This is a genomic window from Streptococcus sp. KHUD_011 (assembly GCF_046352925.1).
Classification (GTDB): Bacteria; Bacillota; Bacilli; order Lactobacillales; family Streptococcaceae; genus Streptococcus.
Map to the genome: position 1 here is coordinate 1,724,513 of NZ_CP157578.1, position 16,317 is coordinate 1,740,829.

The following is a 16,317-nucleotide window of genomic DNA, read 5'->3' on the forward strand; positions in this document are numbered from 1 at the left end:
GGGCTTTTTTTGTTACAATATCTGTATGAAATTCACATTTATATTACCCGCCTCTTTACCTCAAATGACGGTGAAGCAATTACTAGAAGAGCAACTCCTCATTCCTAGAAAAATCCGGCATTTTTTGAGAGTCAAGAAGCATATTTTGATAAATCAAGAAGAAGTTCACTGGAACGAGATAGTGAAGCCTGGAGATGTTTGCCAGTTGGCTTTTGACGAGGAAGATTATCCCGAAAAAGAAATTCCTTGGGGCAACCCAAACCTCGTTCAGGAAGTTTATCAAGATCAACACTTAGTTATTGTGAACAAACCTGAGGGTATGAAAACGCATGGTAATCAGCCAAACGAAATTGCTCTTCTTAACCATGTCAGTTCCTACGTTGGCCAAACCTGCTATGTCGTTCATCGTCTGGACATGGAAACCAGTGGTTTGGTTCTCTTTGCCAAAAATCCTTTTATCCTACCTATTCTCAATCGCTTACTTGAGAAAAAAGAGATTTCTAGGGAATATTGGGCACTTGTTGATGGACATATCAACAGCAAAGAACTTGTTTTCAGAGACAAAATTGGGCGTGATCGCCATGACCGTAGAAAACGAATAGTTGATACAAAAAATGGGCAATATGCTGAAACACATGTAAGCAGATTAAAGCAATTTCCAAACAAAACTTCCTTGGTTCGTTGCAAGCTAAAGACAGGGCGAACCCATCAAATTCGTGTGCACCTTTCGAATCATAATCTTCCTATCCTGGGTGACCCTCTCTATAATAGTAAATCAAAAACAAGTCGACTTATGCTCCACGCCTTTCGACTGTCCTTTACCCATCCGCTTACTCTAGAGAAATTAAGCTTCACTACCCTATCAGATACTTTTGAAAAAGAATTAAAAAAGAATGGATGATAGCGTCATCCATTTTTTAATATTTTAAAAGCAAGACCAGAGGCCTTGCTTTTTATCGACTCATGAATTATTTAGCGATTTTTGCGAAGTATTCAAGAGTACGAACAAGTTGTGCAGTGTATGACATTTCGTTGTCGTACCATGATACAACTTTAACCAATTGTTTACCGTCAACGTCAAGAACTTTAGTTTGAGTTGCGTCAAACAATGAACCGTAAGACATACCTAGGATATCTGAAGATACGATTGGATCTTCAGTGTATCCGTATGATTCGTTTGAAGCTGCTTTCATAGCTGCGTTCACTTCGTCAACAGTAACGTTCTTTTCAAGAACTGCTACCAACTCAGTTACAGAACCTGCTGGAACAGGAACACGTTGAGCAGCTCCGTCCAATTTACCGTTCAATTCTGGGATTACAAGACCGATAGCTTTTGCAGCACCAGTTGAGTTAGGAACGATGTTTACAGCACCAGCGCGAGCACGGCGAAGGTCACCACCACGGTGTGGTCCGTCAAGAATCATTTGGTCACCAGTGTAAGCGTGGATAGTAGTCATCAATCCTTCTACAACACCAAAGTTGTCTTGAAGAGCTTTAGCCATTGGAGCCAAGCAGTTTGTAGTACATGAAGCACCTGAGATAACTGTTTCAGTACCGTCAAGAACGTCGTGGTTAGTGTTGAATACAACTGTTTTAACGTCGTTTCCACCAGGAGCAGTGATAACAACTTTTTTAGCTCCACCAGCGTGCAAGTGTTTTTCAGCAGCTGCTTTCTTAGCAAAGAAACCAGTAGCTTCAAGAACGATTTCTACACCGTCGTTAGCCCAGTCGATTTGTTCTGGATCACGTTCAGCAGAAACTTTGATGAATTTACCGTTAACTTCAAATCCACCTTCTTTAACTTCAACAGTACCGTCGAAACGACCTTGAGTTGTGTCGTATTTCAACAAGTGTGCAAGCATAACTGGATCTGTAAGGTCGTTGATGCGTGTAACTTCAACACCTTCTACGTTTTGGATACGACGGAAAGCAAGACGACCGATACGTCCGAAACCGTTAATACCAACTTTAACTACCATTAGTGATTTCCTCCTTATGAAAATCATGAAATTTTTATTGTGAAAAGAGTAACTTGAATCACTACAAATCACCTTTCAACAAACCTATTATATAACTATTTAAATTTAATTGCAAGTACGGGCGTTGTTTTTTGTCTATACCCCACTTATTTTTCTTTCTCCTTTGAAAGCCTATACTGCTGTCTTTCTTTATCTACCTAGCCTTCCCAGCTTTCCTCTTCAGATGAAAAGTGAAAATAGAAAAGCTAAAAATTATTTTCAACACTCCAGTTCTACAAATAAAGAGACAGGGATTCCCTGCCTCTAGGCTGATAAACAATTATTTACGGCGTCCTGGTCTTTCTTTGTAGCCATAGTAAGAATCTTCGATGATTTCTTGCATATGGTCAACCATTGGAAGGCGTGGGTTAGCTGGTGAACATTGGTCTTCGTAAGCAAGGAAGGCTAATTCACGTGAATGTTCTTTCCATTCTTTTTCGTCGATACCTTGTGCTTTGAAGTTCATTTGGATACCTACGCGCTCACCAAGTTCGTAGACAGCTTTTGCGTAAGACTCCACACCTTCTTCTGGAGTAGAAGCTGGAAGTCCAAGCATGCGTGCGATATCTTGGTATTTTTCATCTGCACGGTAGTAGTTGTACTTAGGCCATGTTGCTGTCTTAGCTGGACGTGTACCGTTGTAGCGGATGACGTATGGAAGCAAGATAGCATTTGTACGACCGTGAATTGTGTGGAATTGCGCACCAATCTTATGAGCCATTGAGTGAGAAATACCTAGGAAGGCATTGGCAAAGGCCATACCAGCGATTGTTGAAGCGTTATGCATTTTCTCGCGTGAGTGGAAGTCTGCATTCTTAACTGAGCTTTCAAGGTTTTCGAATACAAGCTTGATGGCTTGAAGTGCAAGTCCGTCAGTGTAGTCGCTAGCCATTTGTGATACGTAAGCTTCAGTCGCGTGAGTCAATACGTCCATACCAGTGTCCGCAGCAACAACTCCAGGAACTGTCAATACCAAGGCAGGGTCTACGATTGCCACAGTTGGTGTCAATGAGTAGTCAGCGATTGGGTATTTGCGGTTGTTTGCTTTATCAGAGATAACGGCAAATGGTGTTACTTCAGATCCTGTACCAGATGTAGTTGGGATAGCGATGAATTTAGTCTTCTTACCAAGCAATGGGAACTTGAAGGCGCGTTTACGGATATCCATGAATTTTTGTACAAGGTCACGGAAGTCCACTTCTGGTTGCTCGTAGAAGAGCCACATTACTTTAGCAGCATCCATTGGTGAACCACCACCGAGAGCGATGATTGTATCTGGTTTGAAGGCACGCATGATTTCAGTACCACGTTCAACTGTAGTGATATCTGGATCTGGTTCTACATCAGCAAAGATTTGGTAAACAACCTTATTGCGACGAAGGTCAAGTTGTTCGATGATACGATCAAGGAAACCAAGCTCTACCATGGCATGGTCAGTAACGATCATGACACGTTCAACGTCACGACATTTTTGAAGGTATTGAATTGAATCACGTTCAAAGTATGTTTTTGAAGGAAGTTTCATCCATTGCATGTTATTTCTCCGTCTTCCGACTTTTTTGATATTCAAGAGGTTAATGGCACTAACGTTATCCCCAACTGAGTTGCGTCCGTAAGAACCACATCCAAGTGTCAATGATGGCAAGAAGGCATTGTAAACGTCCCCGATACCACCGAAAGTAGAAGGTGAGTTACAGATAACACGAATAGCTTTAACAGCTTTACCAAATTCTTTAGTCAATTCTTCATCAGCTGTGTGGATAGCTGCTGAGTGGCCAAGACCGTTAAATTCAACCATTTGACGAGCCTTAGTAATACCATCTTCACGGCTTTCAGATTTCAAAACTGCGATAACTGGTGATAATTTTTCACGAGTCAATGGCTCATTTTCGCCAACTTCTTTACATTCTGCAGCAAGAATGTTTGTTCCTTCTGGAACTGTAAATCCTGCTTGTTCTGCAATCCAGGTTGCTGGTTTACCAACGATGTCAGCGTTCAATTTTGCACCAGCACAGTTTTTGCTATTTGCTTTCACGCCGAAGCAGAATTCTTCAAGAAGTGCTTTTTCTTTTTTGTTTACAAAGTAAGTGTGATATGATTTGAACTCTGCTACAAATTCATCATAAATTTCTTTATCAATGATAACCGCTTGTTCAGATGCACAGACCATACCATTATCAAATGATTTAGACATAACGATATCGTGTGCTGCTTGACGGATGTTTGCTGATTTTTCAACATAAGCTGGAACGTTTCCGGCACCTACCCCAAGAGCTGGTTTACCACATGAGTATGCAGCTTTAACCATGGCATTACCACCTGTTGCAAGGATTGTTGCAACACCTTCGTGGTTCATAAGGGCACTTGTTGCTTCCATAGATGGTTCAGTGATCCACTGTACGCAGTTTTCAGGAGCTCCAGCTGCGATAGCTGCATCGCGAACGATACGAGCTGCATGAGCAGATGATTCTTGTGCTGATGGGTGGAATGCAAAGACGATTGGATTACGAGTCTTCAATGAAATCAATGCCTTAAAGATCGCTGTTGATGTTGGGTTTGTTGTAGGAGTAATACCACAGACAACACCAACCGGTTCAGCGATGAGAGTCAATCCTGTTACATCGTCTTCTTCGATAACGCCAACTGTCTTAGTGTGACGCATGTTGTTTACTACATGTTCACAAGCAAACAAGTTCTTAGTTGCTTTATCTTCAAATACACCACGTCCTGTTTCTTCATAGGCATGTAAAGCCAATTCTCCGTGGGCATCCAAAGCTGCTACTGACGCTTTAGCTACGATGTAGTCAACTTGCTCTTGGTCCAACTTACGCATTTCTTCAAGGGCAACTAGAGCTTTTTGCACCAACCCATCGACATGCTTTTCAGCAGCGAGTTTCTTTTCCTCTGGTGTCATAGTTTTTTTATCAGCCATATTTTCCTCCATAGCTTTCAAGGACTAAATCCTTTGTTAATTTTTTCACAAGTTTATTATAACGCATTATTTCAACTTTGTAAACAGTTTCATAAACATTTCACAAAGAATTTTTGGTTCCTTGTGAAGTTTTTCTCATTATCTTTTCTCCACAAGCTTTTTCTTTAGAGTTTGTGAAATTTATTTCAAAAATTTTTTATTTCACAAACTTGCTTGGAAGAGGAACTTGGAAAGAAAAGGATTTGCAGGTAAGCGCTTACTTAAAGCTTATAACAATACCTCCTTTGATAAGGAGGCCCTATTTTTGTTGAAAAACGCCTTGTTTAAAAGTTCCTTCATAAACGACTTCTTGTTCTGTTGTTAGTTTCCCTTTTCCTTCAGCCTGACCATTTACAAAATCACCTTCGTAGGTCCAGCCTTCTTTAGATTGAAAGGTACCTTTTCCATTGAAGGCTCCATTGCTGAAACCACCTGTATATTGGTCCCCATTTTGGAAAGTAATAGTACCCTGTCCATTCATTTTACCACGGACAAGACTGCCATCGTAAACAATCGTTCCATTATCCAGTTTTAGAACACCTTTTCCAGGAATATTTAGAAAAAAGACGAGTACAGCACAGAAAACAATGGCAACTACTGCTAAAAGCTCTAAACGTGGACGAGTCAGATAGACACGATACTTTTCGTAAAAATTCTTAAGATTTTCCATCTTCACTCTCCCTTTCTAAACGTTCTAACCAAGCCCTGCACCCCTCTTGAACACGTCGATAGGTTTCCTCAAAATCTCCTGTATACCAAGGATCTGGAACACTTTCAGATGCAAATGAGTAAATCTTATCTTGACAGTCTGCTGGACACATCTGACGTAAGTCAGAAACATTTGAAGCATCCATTCCGATAATATAATCAAAAACTTCAAAATCTTCCTTACTAATCTGAAGCGACGTTTTGGCTTTGTCATAGGGAATCTCATATTGTTGAAAAATTCCTTGAGTTCCCTTATGAATCGGATTACCATGTTCCCAAGAGGAAGTCGCTCGACTTTGGATTTCGTAATTATCTGTCATTGATTTCATAACAAACTCAGCCATAGGACTGCGACAAATATTTCCCAGGCAGACAAAGACTAGTTTTTTCATCCCATTTCCTTTCTTTTATAGAAAAACGGGAGTTAGTAGTCCCGTCTTATTTTTCAATTGCGCCTTCTAGTGAAGTTGTTTCTTTCATCGGTAATACTGTCTTGATAGCAGCTAGTTCAAAAGTCAAGTAAACTCCATCTACATCAAGAACGATCGTTCTCTTCTCAGTATCTACTTCATCGACTGTTCCGTAAAGTCCACCGATTGTAATCACTTCATAGCCTTTTTGTAGTTTATTTAAGCTTTCCATACGTTTTTGTGCTTGTTTCTTTTGAGAGCGTTGCATAAAGAACATCAAGCCCAACATCGCTACAAGCATAATTAAAAATGTATAATTTGGATTCATTTTCTTCTCCTTTGTCTTTTACATAGGACTACTATATCAAATTTCAGCTACTTTTACAAGATTGTACCTTGCTTTTCTAGTAAGAAAAACCAGAGCTCGCGCCCTGATTTTTAGAATTATTTCAAATTTTGAACGACTTTTACAAGATTTTCTACAGTAAAGCCATATTCTGCCAATACTTTTGGTGCTGGTGCAGAGGCTCCGAAGGTATCAATACCGAGAACAACACCATCGAGACCAACATATTTGTACCAGTTTTGAGTTGCACCCATTTCGACTGCAACACGACGGCGAACTGCATTTGGAAGAATTTCTTCCTTGTATGCTGCATCTTGTTTATCAAAGACATCTGTAGATGGCATGCTGACTACGCGGACTTTTTCGCCTTGACTAGCCAATTCTTTAGCAGCTGAGACAGCTAGATTGACTTCTGAACCTGTCGCAATCAAGATGGTATCAAAGTCTGCTTCATTTTCATAGACAACATAAGCACCTTTAGCAACCTTGTCGAAGTCTGTTCCCTCTTCAACAGTCAAGTTTTGACGTGTCAAGACAAGAGCAGTTGGTGTTTTCTCACTTGTCACTGCAAGGTACCAAGCTGCTTGAGTTTCACGCGCATCTGCTGGACGGAAAACATTTAGATTTGGCATAGCACGGAGACCTGCTAAGTGTTCAACTGGTTCGTGTGTTGGCCCATCTTCCCCAACTGCAATAGAATCATGGGTAAAGACATAGGTCACAGGAAGTCCTTGCAAGGCTGACAAACGGACAGCTGCCTTCACATAGTCAGAGAAGACGAAGAAAGTTCCACCGTATACACGAAGTCCACCGTGAAGGGCCATCCCGTTCAAGATAGTTCCCATTGCAAATTCACGAACACCAAACTGAATGTTACGGTTCAAGCGATTGGCGTCGTCTTGAAGTCCGTCAGTCTTGATATAAGTCATGTTTGAGTGAGCTAAGTCAGCTGATCCACCCAAGAAGGTTGGCAACTTAGCCGCCACAACGTTCAAGGCATCTTGGCTTGAATTACGAGTTGCTTGAGAGAAGCCATTTTCTAAGGCTGGGAAGTCTGCTGGAGTCACTTCAACTGGATCACGTCCATCGATGATAGCCTCTACTTCTGCAGCCAATTCTGGGTGAGCTTCTTTATAATCAGCAACTAATTTAGTCCAAGTTTGATAAGCTGATGCACCACGGTCTGCAACATGTTCTTTGAAATCAGCATATACTTGTTCTGGGATTTCAAATGGTTCGTATTCCCAACCAAGGGCTTGACGAGTTGCTGCAGTTTCATCTGCTCCAAGAGGAGCACCGTGTACAGCATTAGTTCCTTGTTTGTTTGGAGAACCGTATCCAATAACAGTCTTCACTTCAATCAAAGATGGCTTGCCTGAAGCTTTAGCTGTTTCGATAGCAGCATGAATAGCTTCCAAGTCTGTTCCATCTTCAACCAAGGCAGTATGCCAACCGTAGGCATTGTAACGGTCACGAACACTTTCTGTAAAGGAATCCTTTGTCTCACCATCCAAGTTGATATCATTTGAATCATAAAGAACAACCAACTTGTCTAGTTTTTGCAGACCTGCGTATGAAGCCGCCTCGCTTGAGACACCTTCCATCAAGTCTCCGTCTCCACAGATAACATAAGTATAGTGGTCAAAGATATTGTAGCCTTCACGATTATATTTGGCTGCCAAGAAACGTTCTGCTTGGGCAAAACCAGTGGCAGTTGAAATCCCTTGACCTAAAGGACCTGTCGTAGCATCAATCCCTGCTGTATGGCCAAATTCTGGGTGACCAGGTGTTTTTGAACCCCATTGACGGAAGCTCTTGATCTCATCCATGCTGACATCTTCAAAACCAGAAAGATGAAGAAGGGCATAAAGGAGCATTGAACCATGACCTGCTGAAAGAATAAAGCGGTCACGGTTAATCCAGTTTGGTTGAGCTGGATTGATACGAAGTTGTTTTGTAAAGAGGCTGTAAGCCATCGGAGCTGCTCCCATAACCACACCTGGGTGACCTGAGTTGGCTTTATTAATGGCGTCAATACCTAGGAAACGGATTGCATTAACAGATAGATTTGACATAGAATTTCCTTTCTATTTGAGGTGATTAGTGAATCACACATTCTATTTTACTATTATATGAAAAAATACATAGAATAGCAATTAAACAATTCGACGTAAATAAGTATTCTATTTGCTATCCTCTAGTCGCCTGATAGTAGGGAAGTAAGCGTTCATAAGCATCTTCTAATTTTTCTAAAATCACTTCTAAAGATTGATTTTCTATGATAGAAACATCTGATTTCACTAAAACTTTTCGGATTTCTTGACTGCCCATCTTCTTGACTAAGGCCTGGCGATTTTCTTCGTTCGCCTCCCATCTTTGACTTTGACCATCTGAGTAGGCTAGATAATAAATCCCTTCAACGGTTGGAATTTCTAAAACTTTGGCCTGCTTGCCTAAAGTTTGCTCATCTTTCTTGCGCTCGATGAAACTGACTTCTAGTGAGACTCCAAAATCAGAAGAACTTCCGTACAAACGTAAGGCCATCATAGGTTCTGTCACTTTCCCCTCACGCTGTAGATAAGCCCAGAAGTGTGGTCGCAAGCGCTGCGCTTGGTTCATCCACTGGCTAGTCTGTTGAAGTTGCCATTCTGGATGGCTTGCTTGGAAAGCTTTGGCCAATTCTGTAAAAGCCTTTCGGGCCTCTTGACCTTTGTGGCGCAATTCCAGCATTTTCTCTCGCTCTGCTCCCGCTTTATCTGGATTACGGTACTGCAAACCAGCAAAGTCTAGATAGTTTCTTATCTCATTTAACATCCGTTTAACCTCTTCTAACTAGCAAAAAATCAGGATAAACCTGATTTTACTTACTCTGTATCTACAACGACATAGCGATTTGGCTCGTCACCTTCAGAGTAACTAGTCACGCCATCCATACGTGAAATAATACGATGGATAATCTTACGTTCGCTATTTGACATTGGATCCGTTTGATGACTGCGGCCTTCTTCTAAAACACGAGTCGCCAATTTTTGCGCATAGGTCTGCAAGACTTCTGCACGGTGTTCGACATAATCATTGACATTGATTGTAATGTAGAAGGTTCTTGAATAGCGGTTGTAAAGATAATTTTGAGCTAACAGCTGCAAGGCCTTCAAGACTTTACCATGGTAGCCGATAATGCGACCTGGCTCATTGGTATCAATTTGTAGATTGATGCTACGACGGTTATAGTCATTTGAAATCGTCGCTTCGACATCCATATCATCAATAATCGTCTGAACATAAGTCGTTACCTCCGTAGCTACTTGTTCAATATCAAAGCTCGGTTCCACCTTTAAGCCCAAATCTTCTAATTCTTGACTTTCAGTTTGTTCAGCTCGACTCTCAACAATAGGAGTTTCTACTTCTTCGATGCCGGCTTCTTCAAGCTGTAATTCATTTAAAATCTCAATATGCCCAGTTTCTTCTAAGATGGTGCTAGCATGTTTTTCATTTTTCAAAATTTCAGCCTTGACTTCATCAGAAACCCCTTGGCCTTCTTCTTCAATCTTTTTAATTGCTTCTACAACATGCCCCAAATCAACGGTCGCTTCACTGACTGTTTTAACTGGTTCATTTTGTTCATTGATTTCTTTAGGAACACCCTTAACAGCTTGTTGATTTGCCTTAATGACAGTTGTTTCACTAATGGCTTCAATGTCAACCTGGGCTGGTTTTTTACCAAATAAACCAAAAAATCCATTTTTTTCACGAGAAATGACTTTGATGTGAGCCTTCATTCTTGGAATATCTAATTCTTTCAATCCTTTCTGGATTGCTTCTTCAACAGTTGAACCTGTAAATACTACCATTACCAGATTCCTCCTTATTATTTCGTTTTCTGAGCCTTTTTCTTGGCTTTTCTTTTTCTATTTTCCAAATCTTTCTGTGCCTGAGCTACAGCCTCGCGCTCTGCGATAATCTTGAATGGATTATTCAAAAAATAGGTTTGCAGGACTTGATAAGCATTGGATACTGTCCAGTATAAGGCGACTCCACCCGGCGCATAAACTGCAAAGATAAAAATCAAGACCGGAATCCCATACATCATCGCTGTCGTAGCTCCATTACGCTCAGACAATGCTTTATTAGACAGCCAAGTACTTAAAAAGGTGAATACAGCTGCTAAAATCGGAAGAACAAGGGTTGTATCCACACCACCAAGGTTAATCCATAAGAAATGACCTGTCTTTAAAAAGTCAACTCTTGATAGAGCTTGGAACAAGGCCAAGATAACCGGCATCTGAATCAAAATCGGCCAAAGAGAATCTGACTGTCTGACACCCATTTCTTTAAAGACTTTACGCATTTCTTGCTCTAGCTTGGTTCTGCTTTCCATATCTCTACCTGGATATTGTTCTCGAAGCGCCTTAATGCGTGGTTGAGCTTCCTGCATTTTTCTAGAAGCCACCATTTGCACTTGAAAGACTGGCAAGAGAACTGTACGAATCAAGATCGTAAAGAGAATAATCCCCACTCCGATGCTGATATCAAACGATAAAAAGCGAATAATTTCCGCAAAGAAGTAAACAAATTTACTCCAAAAATCAGCTGATTCGGCTGTGATATCGCTAGTTGTCCCATTAGTCGCACAGGCTGTCATGATCAATAGAGACAGTCCTAGCAAACTAGTCAACTGTAGTTTCTTTTTCACTCCCATTTCCTTCCTGGTAAATCTTTGATAATTTTAATACGTGGAGTAGATTTTTCTCCATCTCTGCATATCCCAAGGTTTCAACCCCTTTTCGAGCAATGACAACAAAATCGACATCTTCTACCAGACTTCCTTTTGCATTCTGGATAATATGTCGGATTCGTCGCTTGATTTGATTTCTAGTGACGGCATTCCCCAGTTTTTTGCTAACTGATAGACCTACTCGAAAATGGTTTTTCTGATTTTCTAGTTGGTAGACAACAAACTTGCGATTGGCAAAACTTGTCCCCTCCTTGAAAATCGCTTTAAAATCTTTCTCTCTTTTTACACGAAAGTTTTTCTTCAAAACTCAACTCCATCTATTAAATTACTACTATTATACCATATTTTTCAAAAAAGCCAATCATAGCAAGGTTTTGGACAATTTCACCATAAAAAGAAGCTGGAAAAATCTCTTTCCCAACTCCTTGTACGGAATATTTTTACTAGTTTTACTTATTTTTTCAAGCGTTCAACGTCACGGGCAATAACTAGCTCTTCATCTGTTGGAATAACCAAGACACGAATCTTCGCTGCCTCTGTTGAGATGTCTCCTGTCACGCCAAAGACGTTCTTTTCTGGATCAACATCACAGCCAAACCAAGAGATACCTGAGATAACATCTTCGCGCACATTTGCAGCATTTTCACCAATACCTGCTGTGAAGATAATAGCATCTGCTCCATTTAAGACTGCAAGGTATTGACCGATATGTTTTTGGATACGATCAACATACATTTCATAGGCTAAAGTGGCATCATGATCCCCTTCTTCCATAGCAGCAATCACATCACGCATATCACTAGATTTACCTGAAACACCCATGAGTCCTGATTCACGATTAAGGACGCGACTAATATCTTCGGGCGTGTTAAAGTCCTCTGTATATTGCATTAAATAAGGAATGATAGCTGGGTCAATATCTCCTGTACGTGTTCCCATCATCACACCACCAAGTGGAGTGAATCCCATTGAAGTATCGACAGATTGACCACCCTTAACAGCTGTAATAGAAGCACCATTACCGATGTGGCAAGTAATCAATTTCAAGTCTTCTAATGGACGTCCCAAGAGTTTTGCTGCTTCTCCTGCTACAAACTGGTGACTTGTCCCGTGGGCACCATATTTACGAACCTTGTTTTCTGTGTAATATTTTGTTGGTAGAGGGTAGCGATAAGCTTTCTCTGGCATACTTGTGTGGAATGAAGTATCAAAAACAACTACACTGGTAATATCTGGCAACAATTCCTTGAAGGCGCGAACACCTGCTGCATTGGCTGGATTGTGGAGAGGAGCCAACAAGCTCAACTCTTCAACTTTTTCTAAAACATCCCCTTCAACAACTGTTGATTCTTTGAAATATTCTCCACCTGCAACAACACGGTGTCCAACACCTGTAATCTCATCATAAGCCTTGATAATATCGAAACGAATCAAGTCATCCAATAAAATTTTAACGGCTTGTGTATGATTTTCGATATCCAAAATTTGTTGTTCAGAACGACCGTCAAATTTTACAGTTGAAATTGAATCTTTCAAACCGATACGTTCAATCAAGCCTTTCGCCAATACTTTTTCTTCTGGCATTAAGTATAATTGCCATTTCAAACTTGAACTTCCTGCATTGATTGCAATTGTTTTTGTCATAACATGATACCCCTTTTAAGCGTTTTCATCTATTATAACAAAATCTATTTTATATTTCAGTACCTTGAGTCCATTTTTGAAAATTTTCTTTAAATTTCATTAAAACACTTGCATCTTGTAGGCTAGCAAGTGGATAAACAAAAGGCTCTACTGCTATTTCACTTTTCTTCTGTAAGATAAAAATAGTCTTGGATTGTTTAGCACTAGCAAAAAGATTTTCAGGCAGACTAATCATGGCAACCAAACTGGCCTCTTCTTTCAACCAGCCTTTCAACAACTCACTTTGAGGACTGGTCAACAAATCACTCGGAGCGAGAAAAATAGCGTATCCGTCTGACTTGAGATACTTTAGACCTTGTTCCATGAGCAAGTGATGGGCGTAAGTATGTTCTTGGCTAGAAGCAACTTGATGTCGCGACGCAACGGCATCATCAGGATAATAGCCGACAGGCAAGTCGCTGATGACCACATCACTTTCTTTGAGCATTTGTGGACGAACGGCATCTCCTTGGATAAAGCCAGCCTGCAAACCAATTACATCTGCCATGCTAGCTGCCAAATCAATCAGCAAATCATCCACTTCCATTCCCAAGTAATCCACCTTTTTATCAAGCGAGGTCAAGAAAGTAGCGCCCAAAATTCCCATCCCAGAACCCATTTCGAGGATCGTAATCTCCTTCTCTTTAAACAACTCTTCCACAATAAACACCAAAAGTAAAGCAATGGCATCTGGTGTAAACTGGTGATTGGCCTGTAGGGGCTCTGTCTGCCCAGCCTTCATCAAGAGAAACTGGTAGGTTTTGAGCCATTCTTCTTTGCGAAGCGCTAAGCGTTTAAGGGCCTGATTGTTTTCCTTGACCTGCTCTAACTCAGTCTCACCATCCAAATAGATGCTGTTTTGCTCCACCAGGGCGTCATAAAAGTTGGTCGCCAAATCACTTTGGATGACTTGGACATTCTCTAGTAAATACGTATAAGCTTGTTCAATTTTTTCAAAATCCATATTCCTATCTTATCAAATTTCCCTTCTTTTTTCCATCCTTATAGAAAAATCACTCCCTGATTAAGCGAGTGATTTTTGGGCTACTGTTAAAAAGAGTTCTGAGTAATTTCCTTGAAACAGGTCTTCAGCGCTATAGAGGATCTGACTATGCACAGATGAAAAACCAAACTGGGTTAGCTTGTTTTCCAGTTCAACCAATTCAAATCCATGATGGTTAGCTTCTGTCTTGGTAAAATCAGCAAGTAGGAGTTGTCCATCTTCCTTCAAATGTTGATGAAACAGTGAGAGAGCCGCATCCAAATCAGGCATATGATGAAGAACACGACAAACAACAATGAGATCAAACTCTTGCTCTAAGGGATTTTTCAGTAAATCTTGTTCCAAAAACTGGATATTCTTGATGTCTTGCTGCTCCGCTTTCAAACGAGCTTGCTCCAGCATTTTCTCCGAAATATCCACCAATGTTACAGACTTGGCCTGCTTGGCTAGGGGCAAGGTTAACAGACCCGTCCCTCCACCGAAATCCAAAATTTCTTTGTCTGATAGAAGATCAATCTGTTTCTCGACTGCTTGACAAACCAAGTTTGCAAGGAAAATGTTTTTAGGGGAATCAAAAGTTTCTGCTTTGTAGTTAAAATCATGTTTCATATTTTTAGTTTAGCACAAAGTAGCCTGATTAGCTAGGAATTCTCTTTCTTTTCAACCTTCTCTTCTGATTTTTTCTTCTCTGCTTGATTACTTGAATCAGTCACTACCTCTTCCTTTTTATCTGTTTTCTCTTCTTTGATTTTGACTGAGGGAAATAGGAACTCATATTGACTCTTAGGCGTACGAACCCTTGTCACCAAGCTTGTTTTCTTATTTTGATAGCTCACCTGCCCCAGATTAAAGGCCTGTTCCCCACTTTCTTGCTCGGCTTTATCCTTGGTTCGCTTGGCCATAGCAAAAGCGACCAGCTTTTCTTTATTTAAAGCATAGTCTTGATAGTAAGCGACTTGTCGGTTCAAGTAAAATTGTAACAAAAGACTAAAAATGGCTGCCATGGTGACTGCATAGAGGAGAACACCTGCCTTAACTTTTTTCTTTTTCCACACGATAGATGAACTCCCTTTCTAAGCCTTTTTGGAACTGGAAATGAAAGCGCACCAGTTGGTTGTCCTCTGTAATCTGAGCTGATTTGAGTCCATAAATCATAGGCTGATATCCTCGTCCACTGGCATCAGTTTTTCGAAAATCATCCGATTTTGACTTACCTATCGCAATTTCCTTGCCATCCTGCTTCATATAGAGGCGATTGCCCTCCACTTTTTCGAATTGCGAACGGTCTAATTCTGCCTCCAGCTGGTCCACAAACAAGAGCCACTCCTTTTGCTCGCTTTGTTGCTGGTAGCGAACTTCTGAAATGAGGAGCTGACTCATGGCTTGAAAGAGGAGTAAACTTCCACTGATGACAATGAGAGCAATCAGTGATTCCAACAAGGTGAAAGCATTGACCTTATGGCTCTTTGATAGCCAACAACTGTTCTGAACCATGATAAACCTCCAATCCCTTTTCACTAGAAAACACCTGAATCTCCACTCCGTTTATCTTTACCTGATTTTGACCTGTCTGCAAGGCCATCTTAGCTACCCTCAAGACTTCTTCCTTTTGCAAGATTTTTGCTTCTTCTTGCCTATTTTTTTGAATTTGTCCCAAAAGGAGCGTCGCGATGCTGGCAAAGATAGCTAGAGCCACTACTGCTTCCAGTAAAATCACTGCCCTAATTTTTTGTTTCCTTAATGCGTTTAATTTTTCCATTTCCTAGATATAATTGATAACGAATCGCTCCTTTGCTGGTCTGAAATTCAACCTTAGCCAGGGATGAATTTCCCCCAGCTCGGTCAAATGTGATACTTTGTCCTGATGGTGCCTGAATTCCTTTAGGAACGGTCAACTTTTGGCTGCCATTACTGATCGTCTGCCCATCTAAATTTAGACTAGTCTTTTGCTGACTAGCTACACTGCGTTTTTGTGTTTCCCGATAAAGTTCTTCAAACTCCATAAAGAAAATCTGCTCCCCTACCGCCGCAAAAGTGGACTGAACAGAGCCGGACAAGCCCAAGGCAAGGATACTCACAAGTCCCAAAATCAAGAGACTTTCAAGCATGGTAAAAGCCTTAATCTGCAACGGTTTGGCTGGTATTTTGTTTAGCATGGTATTCTTTATAAGCTTTAGCCTGTTCTTCCGTGATGCGCCCATCGTCTTGTAACTTGCTTAGGCTAGCTTCTTCATTCTTATCTAAGCTATAAAGTTCTGCCTGGCTTTCCACCACCTTAACAACAGCAGCTTTTCCTTTGTCATTGACTGCTTCTTTTTGCTTGGTCAGATTAGGTACAAAGAGTAATAGAAGCACGCTGATGATGAGCAAGACTACCAACATTTCCACAAGTGTAAAAGCTTTAACCTTAGCTTTTTTCAATAATGTCATCATTTTTTTCATG

General features: G+C 40.7%; 19 protein-coding genes. 1 reads left to right on the plus strand and 18 read right to left on the minus strand.

What is annotated here, in order from left to right; translation table 11 throughout:
• The first annotated feature begins 25 nt into the window (after nucleotides 1-25).
• The gene (locus ABKJ27_RS08370) at nucleotides 26-901 is read left to right on the plus strand and encodes an RluA family pseudouridine synthase (RefSeq protein WP_410011675.1); all 876 of its coding nucleotides are present in this window, start codon (nucleotides 26-28) and stop codon (nucleotides 899-901) included.
• 67 nt (nucleotides 902-968) lie between these two features.
• Here ABKJ27_RS08370 and gap read toward each other — a convergent pair whose 3' ends face one another.
• From gap to comGC, 18 genes are all read right to left on the minus strand, one after another.
• Nucleotides 969-1,979, minus strand: a complete 1,011-nt coding sequence (gene gap, locus ABKJ27_RS08375; RefSeq protein WP_000260662.1) for a type I glyceraldehyde-3-phosphate dehydrogenase — start codon at nucleotides 1,977-1,979, stop codon at nucleotides 969-971.
• Between the two features lie 319 nt (nucleotides 1,980-2,298).
• On the minus strand, nucleotides 2,299-4,950 hold the full coding sequence (adhE, locus tag ABKJ27_RS08380; protein WP_410011676.1) for a bifunctional acetaldehyde-CoA/alcohol dehydrogenase: 2,652 nt from the start codon (nucleotides 4,948-4,950) through the stop codon (nucleotides 2,299-2,301).
• Between the two features lie 298 nt (nucleotides 4,951-5,248).
• Nucleotides 5,249-5,659 carry an MORN repeat-containing protein gene (locus tag ABKJ27_RS08385; protein ID WP_084925436.1) on the minus strand — a complete coding sequence of 137 codons (411 nt, stop codon included), beginning with the start codon at nucleotides 5,657-5,659 and terminating at the stop codon, nucleotides 5,249-5,251.
• Nucleotides 5,646-6,089, minus strand: coding sequence for a low molecular weight protein-tyrosine-phosphatase (locus ABKJ27_RS08390; protein WP_084925438.1), 444 nt, complete (start codon nucleotides 6,087-6,089; stop codon nucleotides 5,646-5,648). Before ABKJ27_RS08390 ends, ABKJ27_RS08385 begins: the two co-directional genes overlap by 14 nt.
• Before the next feature lie 46 nt (nucleotides 6,090-6,135).
• Complete coding sequence (gene yajC / locus ABKJ27_RS08395; protein ID WP_084925440.1) at nucleotides 6,136-6,435, minus strand: preprotein translocase subunit YajC; 300 nt, start codon at nucleotides 6,433-6,435, stop codon at nucleotides 6,136-6,138.
• Nucleotides 6,436-6,551: 116 nt separating this feature from the next.
• Nucleotides 6,552-8,528, minus strand: a complete 1,977-nt coding sequence (tkt, locus tag ABKJ27_RS08400) for a transketolase (protein WP_410011677.1) — start codon at nucleotides 8,526-8,528, stop codon at nucleotides 6,552-6,554.
• Between the two features lie 115 nt (nucleotides 8,529-8,643).
• Nucleotides 8,644-9,267 (minus strand): HI_0552 family protein, encoded by a 624-nt coding sequence (locus ABKJ27_RS08405; protein WP_410011678.1) that lies wholly within the window; start codon nucleotides 9,265-9,267, stop codon nucleotides 8,644-8,646.
• A gap of 50 nt (nucleotides 9,268-9,317) precedes the next feature.
• Nucleotides 9,318-10,304 carry an RNA-binding cell elongation regulator Jag/EloR gene (jag, locus tag ABKJ27_RS08410; RefSeq protein ID WP_020902385.1) on the minus strand — a complete coding sequence of 329 codons (987 nt, stop codon included), beginning with the start codon at nucleotides 10,302-10,304 and terminating at the stop codon, nucleotides 9,318-9,320.
• Nucleotides 10,305-10,321: 17 nt separating this feature from the next.
• Entirely contained in the window at nucleotides 10,322-11,146 is an 825-nt protein-coding gene (locus ABKJ27_RS08415; protein ID WP_205008446.1) for a membrane protein insertase YidC, read from the minus strand.
• Nucleotides 11,121-11,492, minus strand: a complete 372-nt coding sequence (gene rnpA / locus ABKJ27_RS08420; RefSeq protein WP_000739245.1) for a ribonuclease P protein component — start codon at nucleotides 11,490-11,492, stop codon at nucleotides 11,121-11,123. Before rnpA ends, ABKJ27_RS08415 begins: the two co-directional genes overlap by 26 nt.
• Nucleotides 11,493-11,641: 149 nt before the next feature.
• Nucleotides 11,642-12,832 (minus strand): acetate kinase, encoded by a 1,191-nt coding sequence (locus ABKJ27_RS08425; protein WP_000167763.1) that lies wholly within the window; start codon nucleotides 12,830-12,832, stop codon nucleotides 11,642-11,644.
• A gap of 49 nt (nucleotides 12,833-12,881) precedes the next feature.
• Nucleotides 12,882-13,835 (minus strand): class I SAM-dependent methyltransferase, encoded by a 954-nt coding sequence (locus ABKJ27_RS08430; protein WP_410011679.1) that lies wholly within the window; start codon nucleotides 13,833-13,835, stop codon nucleotides 12,882-12,884.
• A gap of 60 nt (nucleotides 13,836-13,895) precedes the next feature.
• Entirely contained in the window at nucleotides 13,896-14,483 is a 588-nt protein-coding gene (locus ABKJ27_RS08435) for a class I SAM-dependent methyltransferase (protein ID WP_261052044.1), read from the minus strand.
• Between the two features lie 32 nt (nucleotides 14,484-14,515).
• Nucleotides 14,516-14,929, minus strand: a complete 414-nt coding sequence (comGG, locus tag ABKJ27_RS08440) for a competence type IV pilus minor pilin ComGG (RefSeq protein ID WP_223340416.1) — start codon at nucleotides 14,927-14,929, stop codon at nucleotides 14,516-14,518.
• Complete coding sequence (gene comGF / locus ABKJ27_RS08445; RefSeq protein ID WP_020903618.1) at nucleotides 14,907-15,368, minus strand: competence type IV pilus minor pilin ComGF; 462 nt, start codon at nucleotides 15,366-15,368, stop codon at nucleotides 14,907-14,909. Before comGF ends, comGG begins: the two co-directional genes overlap by 23 nt.
• Entirely contained in the window at nucleotides 15,331-15,633 is a 303-nt protein-coding gene (gene comGE / locus ABKJ27_RS08450) for a competence type IV pilus minor pilin ComGE (protein ID WP_153197443.1), read from the minus strand. The genes comGF and comGE overlap by 38 nt, the downstream gene beginning before the upstream one ends.
• On the minus strand, nucleotides 15,596-16,030 hold the full coding sequence (gene comGD, locus ABKJ27_RS08455) for a competence type IV pilus minor pilin ComGD (protein ID WP_410011680.1): 435 nt from the start codon (nucleotides 16,028-16,030) through the stop codon (nucleotides 15,596-15,598). Before comGD ends, comGE begins: the two co-directional genes overlap by 38 nt.
• The gene (gene comGC / locus ABKJ27_RS08460) at nucleotides 15,993-16,316 is read right to left on the minus strand and encodes a competence type IV pilus major pilin ComGC (RefSeq protein ID WP_020903620.1); all 324 of its coding nucleotides are present in this window, start codon (nucleotides 16,314-16,316) and stop codon (nucleotides 15,993-15,995) included. The genes comGD and comGC overlap by 38 nt, the downstream gene beginning before the upstream one ends.
• Nucleotide 16,317: the final 1 nt, after the last annotated feature.